At 62.6% G+C, this 15,247-nt stretch carries 15 protein-coding genes; all 15 read right to left on the bottom strand.

What is annotated here, in order from left to right:
• Positions 1-93: 93 nt before the first annotated feature.
• On the bottom strand, positions 94-399 hold the full coding sequence (locus AACY25_RS06300; RefSeq protein ID WP_339523190.1) for an urease subunit beta: 306 nt from the start codon (positions 397-399) through the stop codon (positions 94-96).
• Positions 396-926 (bottom strand): GNAT family N-acetyltransferase, encoded by a 531-nt coding sequence (locus tag AACY25_RS06295; RefSeq protein WP_339523189.1) that lies wholly within the window; start codon positions 924-926, stop codon positions 396-398. Before AACY25_RS06295 ends, AACY25_RS06300 begins: the two co-directional genes overlap by 4 nt.
• Positions 926-1,438 (bottom strand): GNAT family N-acetyltransferase, encoded by a 513-nt coding sequence (locus AACY25_RS06290; protein ID WP_339523188.1) that lies wholly within the window; start codon positions 1,436-1,438, stop codon positions 926-928. The genes AACY25_RS06295 and AACY25_RS06290 overlap by 1 nt, the downstream gene beginning before the upstream one ends.
• A gap of 42 nt (positions 1,439-1,480) precedes the next feature.
• Positions 1,481-1,783: an urease subunit gamma gene (ureA, locus tag AACY25_RS06285; protein ID WP_269379893.1), complete on the bottom strand. Its 303-nt coding sequence runs from the start codon at positions 1,781-1,783 to the stop codon at positions 1,481-1,483.
• A complete protein-coding gene (locus AACY25_RS06280) occupies positions 1,783-2,616 on the bottom strand; it encodes an urease accessory protein UreD (protein WP_339523187.1) in 834 nt (277 codons plus the stop codon). Before AACY25_RS06280 ends, ureA begins: the two co-directional genes overlap by 1 nt.
• On the bottom strand, positions 2,613-3,029 hold the full coding sequence (locus AACY25_RS06275; RefSeq protein ID WP_339523185.1) for a hypothetical protein: 417 nt from the start codon (positions 3,027-3,029) through the stop codon (positions 2,613-2,615). Before AACY25_RS06275 ends, AACY25_RS06280 begins: the two co-directional genes overlap by 4 nt.
• Before the next feature lie 63 nt (positions 3,030-3,092).
• Positions 3,093-3,791: an urea ABC transporter ATP-binding subunit UrtE gene (gene urtE, locus AACY25_RS06270; RefSeq protein ID WP_339523184.1), complete on the bottom strand. Its 699-nt coding sequence runs from the start codon at positions 3,789-3,791 to the stop codon at positions 3,093-3,095.
• A 132-nt stretch (positions 3,792-3,923) separates the two neighbouring features.
• Positions 3,924-4,775: an urea ABC transporter ATP-binding protein UrtD gene (gene urtD / locus AACY25_RS06265; RefSeq protein WP_339523182.1), complete on the bottom strand. Its 852-nt coding sequence runs from the start codon at positions 4,773-4,775 to the stop codon at positions 3,924-3,926.
• Positions 4,775-5,866, bottom strand: coding sequence for an urea ABC transporter permease subunit UrtC (urtC, locus tag AACY25_RS06260; RefSeq protein WP_339523180.1), 1,092 nt, complete (start codon positions 5,864-5,866; stop codon positions 4,775-4,777). The genes urtD and urtC overlap by 1 nt, the downstream gene beginning before the upstream one ends.
• 148 nt (positions 5,867-6,014) lie before the next feature.
• Positions 6,015-7,586: an urea ABC transporter permease subunit UrtB gene (urtB, locus tag AACY25_RS06255; protein ID WP_339523178.1), complete on the bottom strand. Its 1,572-nt coding sequence runs from the start codon at positions 7,584-7,586 to the stop codon at positions 6,015-6,017.
• A 116-nt stretch (positions 7,587-7,702) separates the two neighbouring features.
• Positions 7,703-8,968, bottom strand: coding sequence for an urea ABC transporter substrate-binding protein (gene urtA, locus AACY25_RS06250; protein WP_339523177.1), 1,266 nt, complete (start codon positions 8,966-8,968; stop codon positions 7,703-7,705).
• 97 nt (positions 8,969-9,065) lie between these two features.
• Entirely contained in the window at positions 9,066-9,797 is a 732-nt protein-coding gene (locus AACY25_RS06245; protein ID WP_339523176.1) for a GntR family transcriptional regulator, read from the bottom strand.
• Positions 9,798-9,801: 4 nt separating this feature from the next.
• A complete protein-coding gene (atzF, locus tag AACY25_RS06240; protein ID WP_339523175.1) occupies positions 9,802-11,604 on the bottom strand; it encodes an allophanate hydrolase in 1,803 nt (600 codons plus the stop codon).
• Positions 11,605-11,790: 186 nt separating this feature from the next.
• Entirely contained in the window at positions 11,791-12,387 is a 597-nt protein-coding gene (locus AACY25_RS06235; RefSeq protein WP_090249576.1) for a MarC family protein, read from the bottom strand.
• A gap of 72 nt (positions 12,388-12,459) precedes the next feature.
• Positions 12,460-15,240 (bottom strand): hybrid sensor histidine kinase/response regulator, encoded by a 2,781-nt coding sequence (locus tag AACY25_RS06230; protein ID WP_339523174.1) that lies wholly within the window; start codon positions 15,238-15,240, stop codon positions 12,460-12,462.
• Positions 15,241-15,247 lie beyond the last annotated feature (7 nt).

The following is a 15,247-nucleotide window of genomic DNA, read 5'->3' as shown; positions in this document are numbered from 1 at the left end:
TCCTTCGTAGGGTGGACAACGCGAAGCTTGTCCACCGCGATTGGGTTCCGGTGGAAACGTCTTCGACATTTCCACCCTACGTATGAGCTGCGACTACAAGTCGCCCATCACCCGTCCGGCAAAGCCGAATACGCGGCGATGGCCGGCCAGGTCGACCAGTTCGACTTCGCGACTCTGCCCGGGCTCGAAGCGCACCGCAGTGCCGGCCGGGATATTCAGGCGCATACCGCGCGCGGCTGCGCGGTCGAAGGTCAGGGCATCGTTGGTTTCGAAGAAGTGGTAATGCGAGCCGACCTGGATCGGTCGGTCGCCGCTATTGGCCACAGTGACGTGCAGTGTGCGGCGGCCGGCGTTGAGCTCGATTTCGCCGTCCTGAATCTGGTATTCGCCGGGAGTCATGGGTGGGGCCTCGACAAGGTTTTGTAGTAGATGGCGTTTGCTCGGTACTGCCCGTCAGGCCCGCAGGCGTAGTCAGGTAGCCCGCCGATACAGATGTAGCCAAGTGCCTGGTAGAAGGTTTCGGCATCGCTGCCCGCTTCGGTGTCCAGGTACAGCAAACCGCGTTGCAGCTCGGCTGCTTCGCCTTCCAGGCGCTGCATTAGGCTGTTGGCGATGCCACGGCGGCGGGCGTTGCTGTGTACCAGGAGCTTCTGCACTTCGGCGCGGTTGAGGCCGTTGGGCTTCTGGCAAAGCACCAGTTGCACACTGCCTAGCACCTGGCCCTGCTCATGGGCCAGCCAGAGCAGGTGAGTGCCGGCGCGTATGCCAGCGAGGACTTGGTCGAAATAGATGTTGGCCGCGTCAATATCGAGATCGGCGAGAAAGCCCACCGAGGCGCCATGTGCCACGCAGTCCAGCAGCAGGTTCCGCAGGCCTTGGCGATACGACTCAAAATCTGCTGCCGCGAGGCGCGCGATGCTCAGCATCAGGACCCACTCCGCTCAGGGTTAAGCATCAGCTGCATAAAGGTCAGGTCCAGCCAGCGGCCAAACTTGCGGCCGACTTGCGGCATCTGGCCGCTGGTGACGAAGCCTAGGCGTTCATGTAGGCGGATTGAGGCGCTATTGCCGCTCTCGATGGCGGCGACCATAACGTGCAGTTCGGCTGCTCGGGCGCGCTCGATCAGCGCCTGCATCAGCCGCGGACCGAGGCCTTGGCCGCGTTGGTCGCTACGTACATACACCGAGTGCTCGACGGTATGGCGAAAGCCTTCGATGGCGCGCCAAGTGCCGTAGCTGCTGTAGCCGACGACCTCGCCAGCAGCATCGTGGGCTACCAGTACGGGGAAACCGGCGGCGTTGCGTTCGCTCAGCCAGGCCTGGCGGTTGGCCAGGTCGACCTGGGTTTCGTTCCAGATCGCCGTGGTGTTGAGCACGGCGTCGTTGTAGATGGCCAGGATGGCGGGCAGATCGTCAACTGTGGCTTCTTGGATCTTCATTGGCGGTTCCTGGAGTCCATTCAAGGTCGTTGCAAGCGCCGCTCAGGCGATAGGTTGGTGAACGGTTACCAGCTTGGTGCCATCCGGGAAGGTCGCTTCGACCTGGATTTCCGGGATCATTTCCGGGATGCCTTCCATCACCTGATCACGGCTCAGCAGGGTGGTGCCGAAGTGCATCAGCTCGGCCACGGTCTGGCCGTCGCGGGCGCCTTCGAGCAGTGCTGCGGAGATATAGGCCATGGCTTCCGGGTAGTTGAGTTTCACGCCACGGGCCAGGCGCCGTTCGGCCACCAGGCCGGCGGTGAAGATCAGCAGTTTGTCTTTTTCTCTCGGGGTCAGGTCCATCAGGTACTCCAGATACGTGGGGGCACGGCGGTGCGGCCGAGCTGGGCCGGGCGCAGCAGGTGCCAGAGTTCGATCAGCCAGGCGCGGGCGTGCAGGGCCTCGCTGGCCAGGCAGCGGGCCACCAGCAGGCCGGGTAATTGGCTCAGGTCGCCGCGCACCTGAGTGTTCAGGCTGCGGCAGTGTTCAAGCAGTTCGCTGTCGATTTCGCCGCTGATCAGCAGGGTGGCGAACACCGGTTTACCGTCCAGGCCGATGGGCGAGTCGAGCAGACCATCGCCGCCAACCACGCGCTGACGTTCGTGCCAGAGCAGTTGGCCGTCGCGGCGGATATTCAGCTGGGCCTGGAAGTGTCCGCTATCGAAGCGTTCACCACTGGCCGGGCGGCCGAGGGCAACGATGTCCCAGTAGAGCAGCTTGGCATCGCCGAGCAGCTCGATATCGGTGGTCAGTTCGGCCTGGGCGGCGGCGTAGACGATGGTTTCCTGCGGCAGCCATTCCAGGGTGGCACCGGCTTCGACGCGCAGCGTGAGGCTCTGGTAGGCCGGGCCGGCGGCGCGGTACCACTTGGCCGCGCCGGGGCTGGTCAACTGTGCCCATGCACCGCTGCCAACGCTGACCGAGATATCCAGACGATCACCGCCGGCGATGCCGCCGGGCGGGTGCACGATAATGTGTTGGCATACCTCGGGCCCTTCGGCGTACAGGTGCTTTTGCACGCGCAGCGGGCCATTGTGACGACGCAGGGTTGGTCGTGTGCAATCACCCTCGCGGCCATAGCCCAGCTCCAGCTCGGCATGCCAGCTGGGGGTAAATACGGTGGCGGGTGCGTTCACGCCGCTACCCCGGCACGGCGTTGCCGCCAGGCCTGAAATGCGGAGTAAGCAGTCAGCAGCACGAGCCCCAGGCTGACCACTAACCACCATTGCAAGTGCATGCTGTAGTAGGGCGGGGCATGCAGAATTCCTTGGATCCAGAACAGCGCCAGGCCCACGGCCAGCACACTGGCACACAGGGCGCGGCCCCAGGAACGGCAATAGGAGCGCGGGCGTAAAATCGCCAGCAGCAGGCCGCATTCGATCAGGACAATGGCGCAGAAGATCAGCACCGGCTTGAGCGGATAGACCGCTTCGCTGCCAACCGGCATGGCGCGCAGCATCCAGTAGTACGGCAGGCTGCCGGCCCAGATCACCAGTGCCATACCGGCCAGTGCGGTAAGCGGGAGAAGAAGCGTGCGCAGGGGTGGCATTAGGGCCTCGAGTCCATGAGCGAAAGCCTGATTATGCGCAAAGTGCAGGCGCGGCGTCGCCATTCAGATTGCGACCAGGCCACGAACACCGTCGGTTTCCATGGTCTCGCCACGGCCCTGCTGGACGATTTCGCCACGGCTCATGACCAGGTACTGGTCGGCCAGTTCGGCGGCAAAATCATAGAACTGCTCGACCAGCAGGATGGCCATATCGCCGCGCTCGGCGAGTTTTTTGATCACCACGCCGATCTCCTTGATCACCGAGGGCTGGATGCCTTCGGTGGGCTCGTCGAGGATCAGCAGGCGCGGCTTGCTGGCCAGTGCCCGGCCGATGGCCAGCTGTTGCTGTTGGCCGCCGGAGAGGTCGCCGCCGCGGCGTTGCTTCATCTCACGCAGCACGGGGAACAGCTCGTAGATAAACTCCGGCACCACCTTGGCTTCGCTGCCGGGGAAACGGGAAAGCCCCATCAGCAGGTTCTCTTCCACGGTCAGGCGGCCGAAGATTTCCCGGCCCTGGGGCACGTAGGCGATGCCGGCGTGTACGCGCTGGTGCGGCTTGAAACCGGTAATGGCTTTGCCTTCCCATTGCACCGCGCCTTCTTTGGCCGGGATCAGGCCCATCAGGCATTTCAGCAGGGTGGTCTTGCCTACACCGTTACGGCCAAGTAGGCAGGTGACCTCGCCGACCTTCACGTCGAACGACAGGCCACGGAGGATATGGCTGCCGCCGTAGTACTGATGCAGTTGCTTAACTTGCAGCATGTTCCGCCTCTCAATTCTGTGGAGTCTGGCAGTGCTTAGGTGGATGGCGTTTTATCCATCTACCGTGCGATGTCATTGGTGGATGAAAACGGCGTCATCCACCCTACGTCTTACCCATCAACGGCGACCGGCTCAGCGGCCGAGATAAACCTCGATCACCCGTTCATCGTTCTGCACCTGCTCCAGCGAGCCTTCGGCCAGCACGCTGCCCTGGTGCAACACGGTGACGTGGTCGGCGATAGAGCCGACAAAGCCCATATCGTGTTCCACCACCATCAGCGAGTGCTTGCGCGCCAGGGACTTGAACAGCTCGGCGGTGAACTCGGTTTCGGCGTCGGTCATGCCCGCCACCGGCTCGTCCAGCAGCAACAGTTGCGGGTCCTGCACCAGCAGCATGCCGATCTCGAGAAACTGCTTCTGCCCGTGCGAGAGCAATCCGGCCGGGCGATTGTGCGAGGCGTCGAGCTTGATCGTCTGCAGCACTTCATCGATGCGGTCTTTCTGCTCGCCGCTGAGTTTGGCGCGCAGGCTGGCCCACACCGACTTGTTGGTTTTCTGCGCCAGTTCGAGGTTTTCGAACACGCTGAGCGCTTCGAACACAGTCGGCTTCTGGAACTTGCGACCGATGCCGGACTGGGCGATTTCTACTTCGCTCATCTGTGTCAGGTCGAGGGTTTCACCGAAGTAGGCGACGCCGTTGTCCGGGCGGGTCTTGCCGGTGATCACGTCCATCATGGTGGTCTTGCCGGCACCGTTGGGGCCGATGATGCAGCGCAGTTCACCGACACCGATATACAGAGTCAGGTTGGTCAGGGCCTTGAAGCCGTCGAAGCTGACGTTGATGTCTTCTAGGGTCAGGATGGTGCCGTGACGAACGTTCAGACCCTTGCTGGCCAGGGTGCTGGCACCAATCGCATCGCGGCCGCTGCCGGCTCGATCAAAGGCGGGTTCGAGCATAAATTCGGGTACCGGAGTGGCGCGCATCACTGCTCTCCTTTCTTGCGTAACAAGCCGATCACGCCTTTAGGCAGGAAAAGCGTCACGACGATAAACAGAAAGCCCAGGGCGAACAGCCAGTACTCGGGGAAGGCCACGGTAAACCAGCTCTTCATACCGTTGACCAAACCGGCGCCGAGCAGCGGACCGATCAGCGTGCCGCGCCCGCCCAAGGCGACCCACACGGCGGCCTCGATGGAGTTGGTCGGCGACATTTCGCTGGGGTTGATGATGCCCACCTGCGGTACATACAGCGCGCCAGCCAGGCCGCACAGCACGGCGCTAAGCACCCAGATAAACAACTTGTAGCCGCGAGGGTCGTAGCCGCAGAACATCAGGCGGTTTTCCGCATCGCGCAGCGCCGTCAGCACCCGGCCAAACTTGCTGCGTGCCAGGGTCCAGCCCAGGTACAGGCTGGCGACCAGCAGCGCCACGGTGGCGAGAAACAGCACCGCGCGGGTGTGCGCCGAGGTGATATCGAAACCAAGAATGGTGCGGAAGTTGGTGAAACCATTGTTGCCGCCAAAGCCGGTTTCGTTGCGGAAGAACAGCAGCATGCCGGCGAACGTCAGGGCCTGGGTCATGATCGAGAAGTACACGCCCTTGATCCGCGAGCGGAAGGCGAAGAAGCCGAACACCAACGCCAGCAAACCGGGGGCCAGCACCACCAGACATAGCGCCCAGAGGAAGTTGCTGGTGCCGTACCAATACCAGGGCAGCTCGGTCCAGGCGAGGAAGCTCATAAAGGCTGGCAGGCCATCACCGGCCGCTTCGCGCATCAGGTACATACCCATGGCGTAACCGCCGAGGGCGAAGAACAGGCCGTGGCCGAGCGACAGCAGGCCGGCGTAACCCCAGACCAGATCGAGCGCCAGGGCGACGATGCAGTAGCAGAGGATTTTGCCGACCAGGGTCAGGGTATAGGCCGACACATGCAGGGCGTTGTCCGCCGGCAACAGGTGCAACAGCGGCATGGCGATCAGCAGGGTGAGTACCAGCAGGCCGATAGCGATGGAAACTCGCGGGCCGAGCTTGGCGCTGGCGCGCGCCAATAGCGTTTGGTTGAGTGGCATGGTCATCAGTTGATCACCCATCCTGTCGCGGCAAATGATTGTTGGCTTGGGCTGAGTTCGTCAGCCTGTAGGAGCGCGCCATGCGCGCGAACAATGGTGGCAACGCGGTCGCAGGCATGGCCAGCTCCTACGATTTCAATGCAGCTAATCTGGCTCAATCGATCACCCGTCCTTTCAAAGCAAACAGACCTTGCGGGCGTTTCTGAATAAACAGAATGATCAGCGCGAGGATAAGGATCTTGCCGAGTACGGCACCGATCTGCGGTTCTAGAATCTTGTTGGCGATGCCCAGGCCAAAGGCCGCCATCACGCTGCCGGCGAGCTGGCCGACGCCGCCGAGCACTACCACCAGGAAGGAGTCGATGATGTAGCTCTGGCCGAGGTCAGGGCCGACGTTGCCGATCTGGCTTAGAGCCACACCGCCGAGGCCAGCGATCCCTGACCCCAAACCAAACGCCATCATGTCTACGCGGCCGGTCGGCACGCCGCAGCAGGCGGCCATATTGCGGTTCTGGGTGACGGCGCGCACGTTAAGGCCCAAGCGGGTCTTGTTCAGCAGCAGCCAGGTCAGCAGCACCACAAACAGGGCGAAGCCGATAATCACGATGCGGTTGTACGGCAGCACCAGGTTCGGCAACACCTGGATGCCACCGGACAACCAGTAGGGGTTGGCCACTTCAACGTTCTGCGCGCCGAAGATCATCCGCACCAGCTGGATCAGGATCAGGCTGATGCCCCAGGTGGCCAGCAGGGTTTCCAGTGGGCGACCGTAGAGGTGGCGAATCACCGTGCGTTCCAGCGCCATGCCGATGGCAGCGGTGACGAAGAACGCCACCGGCAGTGCCACCAACGGATACAGCGCCAGGGCTTCCGGAGCGAACCGCTGGAACAGCACCTGCACCATATAGGTGGAATAGGCGCCGAGCATCAGCATCTCGCCGTGGGCCATATTGATCACGCCGAGCAGGCCGAAGGTGATGGCCAGACCCAGCGCGGCCAGCAGCAGGATCGAGCCGAGCGACAGGCCGCTGAATGCCTGGCCAAGGATCTCTCCGATCAGCAGTTTGCGTTTGACCTGGGCCAGGCTGGTTTCCGCGGCGGTACGCACTGTCGGGTCACTTTCCACGCTTGGGTCGAGTAGCGCTTCCAGGCGGGTGCGGGCCAGCGGGTCGCCGGTTTCACCGAGCAGGCGCACGGCGGCCAGGCGCACGGCCAGGTCGCTGTCGACCAGCTGCAGGTTGGCCAGGGCCAGGGTCAGGGCATCACGCACCGCATCGTCGGTTTCGCTGGCGACCTGGGCATTGAGCAGTTGCAGCTGCGCCGGCTTGGCACTCTTCTGCAATTGCTGAGCGGCAGCCAGGCGCAGCGCCGGGTCTTCGGCCAGCAGCTGGTGGCTGGCCACGGCAGTGCTGATCAGCCCGCGCAGTCGGTTATTCAGGCGCAGTTTGCGCGGTGCTTCAGTGGGCACAGCTTCGCCTTCGGCTGGCTGATAAACGCCACCTACTTCGATAAAGGCGGTCTTTGTGCTGTCGGCGGCGACGCGGCCTTGTTGCAGGGCTTCGAGCAGCGGTAGGCGTGCGCTATCGGGTGCGGCGGACCAGCTTTCCAGCAGACTGGCCTGCTTGGCCGGGTTGGCGGCGACAAAGTCCTGGGCATCACCTGCGTGCGCGGCCAGGGGCAGCAGCAACAGCAGGCTCAGCAAAATTCGGGTAAAGGCAGTGGGCATGGGGCAGTCCTTTGGAAATGCCATCCGCAGCACTGACGCTGCGGATGGCCAGCCTTGGCCCGGATGCGGTCCGGGCAGGGCGTTCCCGGATTACATCCGGGCTTACTGGCAGGTGCTTAGTTCGACTTGACCGCGTAATCCGGCTTCTTGTCGTTGCCTTCGATATACGGGCTCCACGGCTGGGCGCGGACCGGGCTGCTGGTTTCCCAGACCACGGAGAACTGACCGTCGTCCTGGATTTCACCGATCATCACCGGCTTGTGCAGGTGGTGGTTGGTCTTGTCCATGGTCAGGGTGTAGCCGCTCGGTGCGGCGAAGGTCTGGCCATAAAGGGCAGTACGCACTTTATCGACGTCGGTGGTGCCGGCTTTTTCCACGGCCTGGGCCCACATATGGATGCCGACGTAGGTGGCTTCCATCGGGTCATTGGTCACGGCCTTGTCGGCGCCGGGCAGGTTCTTGGCTTTGGCGTAGGCCTTCCACTTGGCGACAAACTCGGTGTTGACCGGGTTCTCTACCGACTGGAAGTAGTTCCATGCGGCCAGGTGGCCGACCAATGGCTTGGTGTCGATGCCGCGCAGCTCTTCTTCACCCACGGAGAAGGCCACCACCGGCACGTCGGTGGCTTCCAGGCCCTGGTTGGCCAGCTCCTTGTAGAACGGCACGTTGGAGTCGCCGTTGACGGTGGAGATCACCGCAGTTTTACCGCCGGCGGAGAACTTCTTGATGTTGGCGACGATGGTCTGATAGTCGCTATGACCGAACGGGGTGTAGACCTCTTCGATGTCTTTTTCAGCCACGCCTTTGCTGATCAGGAAGGCGCGCAGGATCTTGTTGGTGGTGCGCGGATAGACGTAGTCGGTGCCGAGCAGGAAGTAGCGTTTGGCCGCGCCGCCGTCTTCGCTCATCAGGTATTCGACTGCCGGGATGGCTTGCTGGTTAGGCGCCGCGCCGGTGTAGAAGACGTTCGGCGACATCTCTTCGCCTTCGTATTGCACCGGGTAGAACAGCAGGCCGTTGAGCTCTTCAAATACAGGCAGCACGGATTTGCGCGACACCGAGGTCCAGCAGCCGAACACCACATCGACTTTGTCCTGGGTCAGCAACTGACGGCCTTTCTCGGCGAACAGTGGCCAGTTCGACGCCGGGTCGACCACCACGGCCTCCAGCTGCTTGCCATTGACGCCGCCCTTGGCGTTGATTTCGTCGATGGTCATCAACGCCATGTCTTTCAGCGAGGTTTCCGAAATGGCCATGGTGCCGGACAGCGAGTGGAGGATGCCGACCTTGATAGTCTCGGCGGCCTGCACGGTCCAGGTCATGCCCATGGCGGCGATGGAAGCGGATAGGGTAAAGGCCTTGATCAGATTGCGACGTTGCATGGTGCGATCTCCATTCACGAACTTAAGTGTTTGAGCTGCTGGTTTTTAGTTGTTTGTCTGGCAGTTAAAACAGGTTCCGCCCCCTAGGGTCTTCACCTCAGGTCCTCACCTCTGGTGCCGGCATGGTGCGCTGACGCGCGCTATGCAGCATGTGCAGGGTGATCTTGCGCACTTCCGCCTTGCTGACCTCTATATGGGTCTTGAGCAATAGCTGTGCCTCTTCGCATCGGCGCGACAGAATTGCCGCGAGAATTTGTCCGTGTTCCTCGTAGGTGGCCGTCACGCGTGGGCCCTGGGTGAAGTCCAAGCGCCTGATAATGCGGATCTTCTCGCTCACCTCGGCGTGCAGGCGGGCCATTTCGCGATTACCAGTGGCTTCCACCAGCAGGCAATGAAAGCGCTCATCCAGGCGTGAAACCTCGCGGCCATCCTGTAAGCGCTGCTCGGGTTGCACCAACCAGGTGCGCTTGAGTTGCTCCAGTGCGGCGGATTGCTCGTCTTGGGGGCGTTCACACAAACGCCGCACGGCTTCCAGTTCGAGGACGATGCGCACCTCGTACAGCTCCTCGAAATGCGCGAAGTCGAACGGCTTGACCTGCCAGCCGCTGCGGAAATACACCTGCAGATAATCCTCTCGCTGCAGCCGATATAGAGCCTGGCGCACCGGCGTACGGCTGACCGCCATGCGCTCGGCGATCTCGCCTTCGGAGAAGCGATCACCGGGCAGCAGGCGGAACTCGAAGATGTCGTCCTTGAGCTGCTGGTAGATGCGCTCGGCGAGATTCTCCGGGCGCTCCTTGCCCGTGCCAGGTGTGCCGCTCAGCTGCATGGATTCAGCCCTGCTGCTGGCTGGCGATAAACGCGCGCCAGCCGCCGAAGCTGGTGATATCGCGGGCGCCAGCGAGCGCGTACGGCTCGCAGATAAAGCCTTTGACCCAGCGGCCATCGGCCAGCTGCAGATTGCCGATGCCCAGCGGCGCGGGGATTTCCGCGACAAATTCGCCAAAGCGCGCCTGGGGGATATCCCACAGCTCGACGATGATCGCCGCCCCGTCCTCAGTCACCCGCGCCAGGCCCGGTTTGGGCGGCACGGTGCCGGGCAGGGCATACAGGCGATACGTGGCGGCGCTGCTGGTTTGCTCCACCAGCACGGCGTCACGGCTGGTGAGTTGGAAGTTCAGCGGCATGCCGGTCAGGTGCGCGCCGACCACGGCTACACGCACGCTGCCGGGGGCTGGTTTGTCGCTCGGCGTTTGTGCGGGCAGCGCTTTGCCGGTTGCGCCCAACGGCAGGTTGAGCGCCTGCTGCCAGCGCTGGCCAAAGGCGGCGAGTGCCTGGTCGTGCCAGGCCGGAGCGATCAGGGTGATACCGGCGGGCAGGCCGTCGGCACGCATACCGGCGGGTACCGCCAGGGCCGACAGGTCGGCGAGGTTGGTGAAGTTGGTGTAGGTGCCGAACTGGCTGTTGAACAGCACCGGTTCTGCGTCCATCTCAGCGAGGCTGCGAATGGTCGGCGAGGTTGGCACGACCAGAGCATCGAAGCCGGTCAGGATGTCATTGATCTTCCGGCTCAGTTCGGCGCGGATATACTCGGCCTTGTAGGCATCGCAGGCGCTGTATTTATGGCCGTTCTTGACGATGCCGCGCACTACCGGGTTGATATGCTCGGGGTTGACGCCGTCCACCGCCACGGTGCGCTCGGCAACCCAGCTGCCGTAATAGAGCTGCTCGGCCAGTTGCTGGAAGGGCGCAAAGTCGATTTCCACCAACTGCACATCCAGCTCGCGCAGCTGGCCCAGGGCCAGCTCAAACACTGCCTGGTTCTGCGCGTCACCAAAGAATTCGAGGTTGGCCGGCACCGCAAAACGCGGCTTGGCCGGCATACCGACCTTGGCGCTGCACGGGTTCTTGCGGCTGTAAGGATCGGCTGCGTCATAGCCGCTGGCGATCTGCGCCACCCTCAGGGCATCGCTGACGGTCAGGGCAAAGACCGAGATGCAATCGAGGGTCTTGCAGGCCGGCACCAGGCCGCTGTTGGACAGCCAGCCCTTGCTCGGTTTGAGCCCGATAATATTGTTAAAGCCAGCCGGCACGCGGCCGGAGCCGGCGGTGTCGGTGCCCAGCGAAAAGGGCACCAGACCGCGCGCCACCACGCTGGCCGAGCCGGAGCTGGAGCCGCCGCTGACGTAATCCGGGTTAAAGCTGTTGCTCACCGCACCATAAGGCGAACGGGTTCCAACCAGGCCGGTGGCGAACTGGTCGAGGTTGGACTTGCCGATCAGGATGGCGCCAGCGGCGCGCAATTTGGCCACCACCGTGGCGTCGGCCGCAGCGGTGTAGGCGAACTCCGGGCAGGCGGCGGTGGTCGGCCAGCCAGCGGCGTCGATATTGTCCTTGATGGCAAAGGGCACGCCGTACAGCGGCAGCTTGCTTGGCTCGCCGCTGGCAGTGTCGAGTAGCGCTGACAAGGCATCGAGTTGAGCGTTGAGCTGCGCTTCGCTAGCCAGGGCGATCCAGGCATTGTCCTCTGTGCTCAGTTCGAGGCGCAGGCTATGCAGCAGCTCGGCGGGCGATTGGCCGTCGCGGTAGGTCTGCTGCCAATCGGCGAGGGTGAAGGCGATAGGAGCGCTGGACATGCTCTGAAATTCCATCTTGTATCCAAGTGATGGAGTGGCCAGAGCAAGCCCGGTGCCAGGTTTGCCAAGTTGATCTATTTCAATGAGTTAGCCGCGCGCTGCGGCTTTTTAGGGGGGGCGCAGGACGGTTTGTGCACCGCGGCGGGGCTGATTGCCAGCTTATGGTGCAGCCCGAACTGCATGGTGTCAGAGGGCGAGGTAGTTCTTTACCCCGGTAAAGATGATCTGCGCAGCCAGGGCGCAGACAAACAGCCCCATCAGGCGGCTGACGATCTGCAGACCCTGATCGCCGAGCAGGCGCTCGAACTGGTTGGACATATACAGCACCACGCCCACCGTGAGACTGGCCAGGGCGATGCCCAGCACGGCCACGGCCTTATCGCCCCAGTCGGGTTGGCTGGCACCCATCAGCAGCAGCGCACCGATGGTGCCGGGGCCGACCGTAAGCGGGATGGTCAACGGCACGATGGTCACGTCCTGCTGCACGTTATCGCTCTGCACCGCCGATTTGCCCTGGGCCATGCCTAGGGCCGAGATAAACAGTACGCTGCCGGCGCCGATGCGGAAGGCGTCGATGGTGATGCCGAACAGGGTGAAGATGTGCTTGCCGAACAGGTACAGCAGCACGCTGGCGATCAGCACGCCGAGCGCGACCTTCCAGGCCAGGCGCTTGCGCTCCTTGACCGTGTAGCCGCGGCTCAAGCCGATAAAACACGAGAGCACGAAGAACGGGCTATAGAGCACCAGCAGTTTCAAATACAGGCTGAACAGCGCGGACGCCATGAACAAGACTCGCTTGGCAAAAGAACAGGCAGGGTAAGAGGGTAGCGGCCCAGGGGCAACCCGGTCTGTCGATCAGGATGGTAGGGCGTCACGTTGGCGGCGGATTTCCCGCTCGACGACCCAGTGTTCGATCAACTCGCGCAGTTGCGACATTTCCACCGGCTTGGACATATGCCCGTCCATGCCGACCTGGCGCGCACGTTCTTTGTGTTCATTGAGGATATGCGCGGTAAGCGCGACCACCGGGGTGCGCGCGCGCTGTTCGGCGGCCTCCCAGGCGCGCAGCTGCTCGGTGGCGGAGAAGCCGTCGAGCACTGGCATTTCGCAGTCCATCAGCACCAGATCGTACTGCTGCGCCTTCATCGCGCTGAGGGCTTCTTCGCCGTTGCTAGCGGTGTCGGGCTGCAGGTTGAGCTTGCCGAGCATGCCGCGGATCACTTTGGTGGAGATGGTGTTGTCCTCGGCCACTAGGATGCGGAAATCATTGGGCACGTTCAGCGGCGGGCTCTGTGGCACCGGGTTGAACATTGGCGAATCACCTTTACCGCGCTGCGCCAGTTCATCGGCCAGGGTGGTTTTCAGCGTATAGCCGGCTACCGGCTTGGCCAGGATGCGCTTGATTCCGGCGTTGCGCGCGATGATCTTGCTCGGCGCATTGCTGATGCCGGTGAGCATGATCACCAGAATGTCGTGATTGAGATTGGCATCTTCTTTGATCCGCGCGGCCAGCTGCATGCCGGTCATGCCAGGCATGTGCTGATCAAGCAGTACGGCATCGAAGTATTCGTGCAAGTGCGCCTTGGTGCGCAGTAGGGCCATGGCTTCTTTGCCCGACGGCACGGCGCTGACCTGCATGCCCCAGGCGCTGCACTGCTGCACCAGAACCTTGCGGCAGGTGTCGTTGTCGTCCACCACTAGCAGACGCGCGCCTTGCAGCGAGGCGTCCAGGTCGGCGGTGGGTTGTTCCAGGCGCGTGGCGTCCAGTGGCAGGGTCAGCCACAGGGTCGAACCCTGGCTGCCGCCGCTCTGGATGCCGAACTCGCCTTCCATCAGGCGCACTAGCTGGCGGGCAATGATCAGGCCGAGGCGGCCGCCGAGTTTGGTCGCGGCGAGGAAGTCCTTGCTGTGCAGTTCGGCATTCAGCAGCGCATCGCGCTCGCTGGCATCCAGCGGCTTGCCGCTGTCCTGCACGGCAATGCGTAAGCGCGGCTGCTCGGTATTGGTGTCGAGGGCCACGACCAGAAGAATTTCGCCTTCGTCGGTCTGTTTAAAAGCGTTGTCCAGCAGGCTTAGCAGGGTCTGGCGCAGGCGCGTGGGGTCGCCGCTGATCACTCTTGGCACTTGCGGCTGCATAAAGCTGATCAGCTCGACCTTCTGCTGCTCGGCCTTGGCGCGGAAGATATCCAGGCAGTCTTCGATCAACGCATTGAGGTCGAACTGCACATCATCCAGCTCGATCTGCCCGGACTCGAGCTTGGAGATATCGAGGATTTCGTTGATCAGAGTGAGCAGCTCGTTACCCGAGCTGTGGATGGTCTGTACGTAGTCGCGCTGCTTGGCCGACAGCGGCGTGCCGAGCAGCAGTTCGGTCATGCCCAGTACGCCATTCATGGGGGTGCGGATTTCGTGGCTGATCTTGGCGAGAAATTCCGCCTTGGCTTTCAGTTCGGCGGAGCTGGCGGCGAGGGCGCGACTGGTGCTGAACTGGTCCTGCATGATGCGTCGCTGTCGTTCACTCAGCGCCATGCTGAGGATAAAACCGCTGGCGGTGGTCACGGCGAGCAGGCCGTAGGCCATCCACTCACTCTGCACCGCCCAGTAGCCAAAGAGGATCGGCAGAGCGCAGATAAAGGCCACACAGAACAGCAGCACCGCCAGGCTGAACAGCCGCGCTGGCTTGTAGCCGTGGCGCCAGTGAGTCAGCGATACCATGAGGATCGTCAGGCCAGCGACGGCGTTGAGCAGGTAGACCAGTTGATTGAACTGCAGATTGGTCGCCACCAGCAGGGCCACGCAGACCAGGCTGATCACTATCACTTCCCCGGTAAGCAGATGGTTCAGCGGCGTGCTCGGGCAGACCTTGTGGAAGAAACTGGCGGTAAAACACAGGGCGCAGAGCGCGGCCAGCAGCATCGACAGGTTGGCGATCTGTGGCTGTAGGCTTTGCCAATCATTGAGCCAGGGCGTGCTGATCCCCAGCAGGCTGACCACTGCAATCAGCTGACAGACCTGGGTAGCTGCCAGCCACAGGCCGCTGACTGCACGGGTGTAGGCAAAACGCACCAGGTTGTAAGCCACCAGCATGCCGAGGCAGCCGAGCAGCAAGCCAAACATCAGCGGGCGATTGTCATCAGCGACCATTGCCTGCGCGCTTTGCAGGGTAATGCTGGGCCGCAGCGAGTGTTCCGAGGCCAGACGCAGGTAGATATCCAACGGCTGTTCGGCCTTGGGCAGTGGCAGGAGGAAATCGCGACTAGCCAGCGGTCGGCTGGAAAACGGCAGGTTGCTGCCGGTGTGCGCCTGCTCGATCAGCGTGTCGCCTTGCAGTACATACAGGTCGAGGTAGGCCAGGTAGGGCGCAAATACTCGCAGCATCTGTGCGTCAGTGTTGGCCGGCATACGGTGATGCAGCCACAGCGCGCTGTTGCCGCCGGGGGTGTATAGCTGGGTGAGATCGGTGGAACGGAACTGCGCCTGACGCTCGGGGCTGCTGACATCATTGAATTGCAGCTCGGCGGTCGGGTCGGTGAGGCTTGACCAGGATGCCTGCGGCGCTGCCTGAGCCGACGCTACGGTGAGCGCCATCAGCAGCATGCTGAGTAGCAGTTGGGTGGCAATCCTCAGCCGGCGCACATTGAAG

It is taken from the genome of Pseudomonas sp. EA_35y_Pfl2_R111 (assembly GCF_963970955.1).
GTDB lineage: Bacteria > Pseudomonadota > Gammaproteobacteria > Pseudomonadales > Pseudomonadaceae > Aquipseudomonas.
The sequence above is the reverse complement of the archived record's forward strand: the minus strand, read 5'-3'. Positions and strand labels throughout refer to the sequence as shown.

Coding starts and splice junctions, on each gene's coding strand:
- AACY25_RS06300 (WP_339523190.1), bottom strand. CDS start 399: ATGACTCCCGGCGAATACCAGATTCAGGACGGCGAAATCGAGCTCAAC.
- AACY25_RS06235 (WP_090249576.1), bottom strand. CDS start 12,387: ATGGCGTCCGCGCTGTTCAGCCTGTATTTGAAACTGCTGGTGCTCTAT.
- AACY25_RS06295 (WP_339523189.1), bottom strand. CDS start 926: ATGCTGAGCATCGCGCGCCTCGCGGCAGCAGATTTTGAGTCGTATCGC.
- AACY25_RS06245 (WP_339523176.1), bottom strand. CDS start 9,797: ATGCAGCTGAGCGGCACACCTGGCACGGGCAAGGAGCGCCCGGAGAAT.
- ureA (WP_269379893.1), bottom strand. CDS start 1,783: ATGGACCTGACCCCGAGAGAAAAAGACAAACTGCTGATCTTCACCGCC.
- urtA (WP_339523177.1), bottom strand. CDS start 8,968: ATGCAACGTCGCAATCTGATCAAGGCCTTTACCCTATCCGCTTCCATC.
- AACY25_RS06290 (WP_339523188.1), bottom strand. CDS start 1,438: ATGAAGATCCAAGAAGCCACAGTTGACGATCTGCCCGCCATCCTGGCC.
- atzF (WP_339523175.1), bottom strand. CDS start 11,604: ATGTCCAGCGCTCCTATCGCCTTCACCCTCGCCGATTGGCAGCAGACC.
- AACY25_RS06275 (WP_339523185.1), bottom strand. CDS start 3,029: ATGCCACCCCTGCGCACGCTTCTTCTCCCGCTTACCGCACTGGCCGGT.
- urtD (WP_339523182.1), bottom strand. CDS start 4,775: ATGCGCGCCACTCCGGTACCCGAATTTATGCTCGAACCCGCCTTTGAT.
- urtC (WP_339523180.1), bottom strand. CDS start 5,866: ATGACCATGCCACTCAACCAAACGCTATTGGCGCGCGCCAGCGCCAAG.
- urtE (WP_339523184.1), bottom strand. CDS start 3,791: ATGCTGCAAGTTAAGCAACTGCATCAGTACTACGGCGGCAGCCATATC.
- urtB (WP_339523178.1), bottom strand. CDS start 7,586: ATGCCCACTGCCTTTACCCGAATTTTGCTGAGCCTGCTGTTGCTGCTG.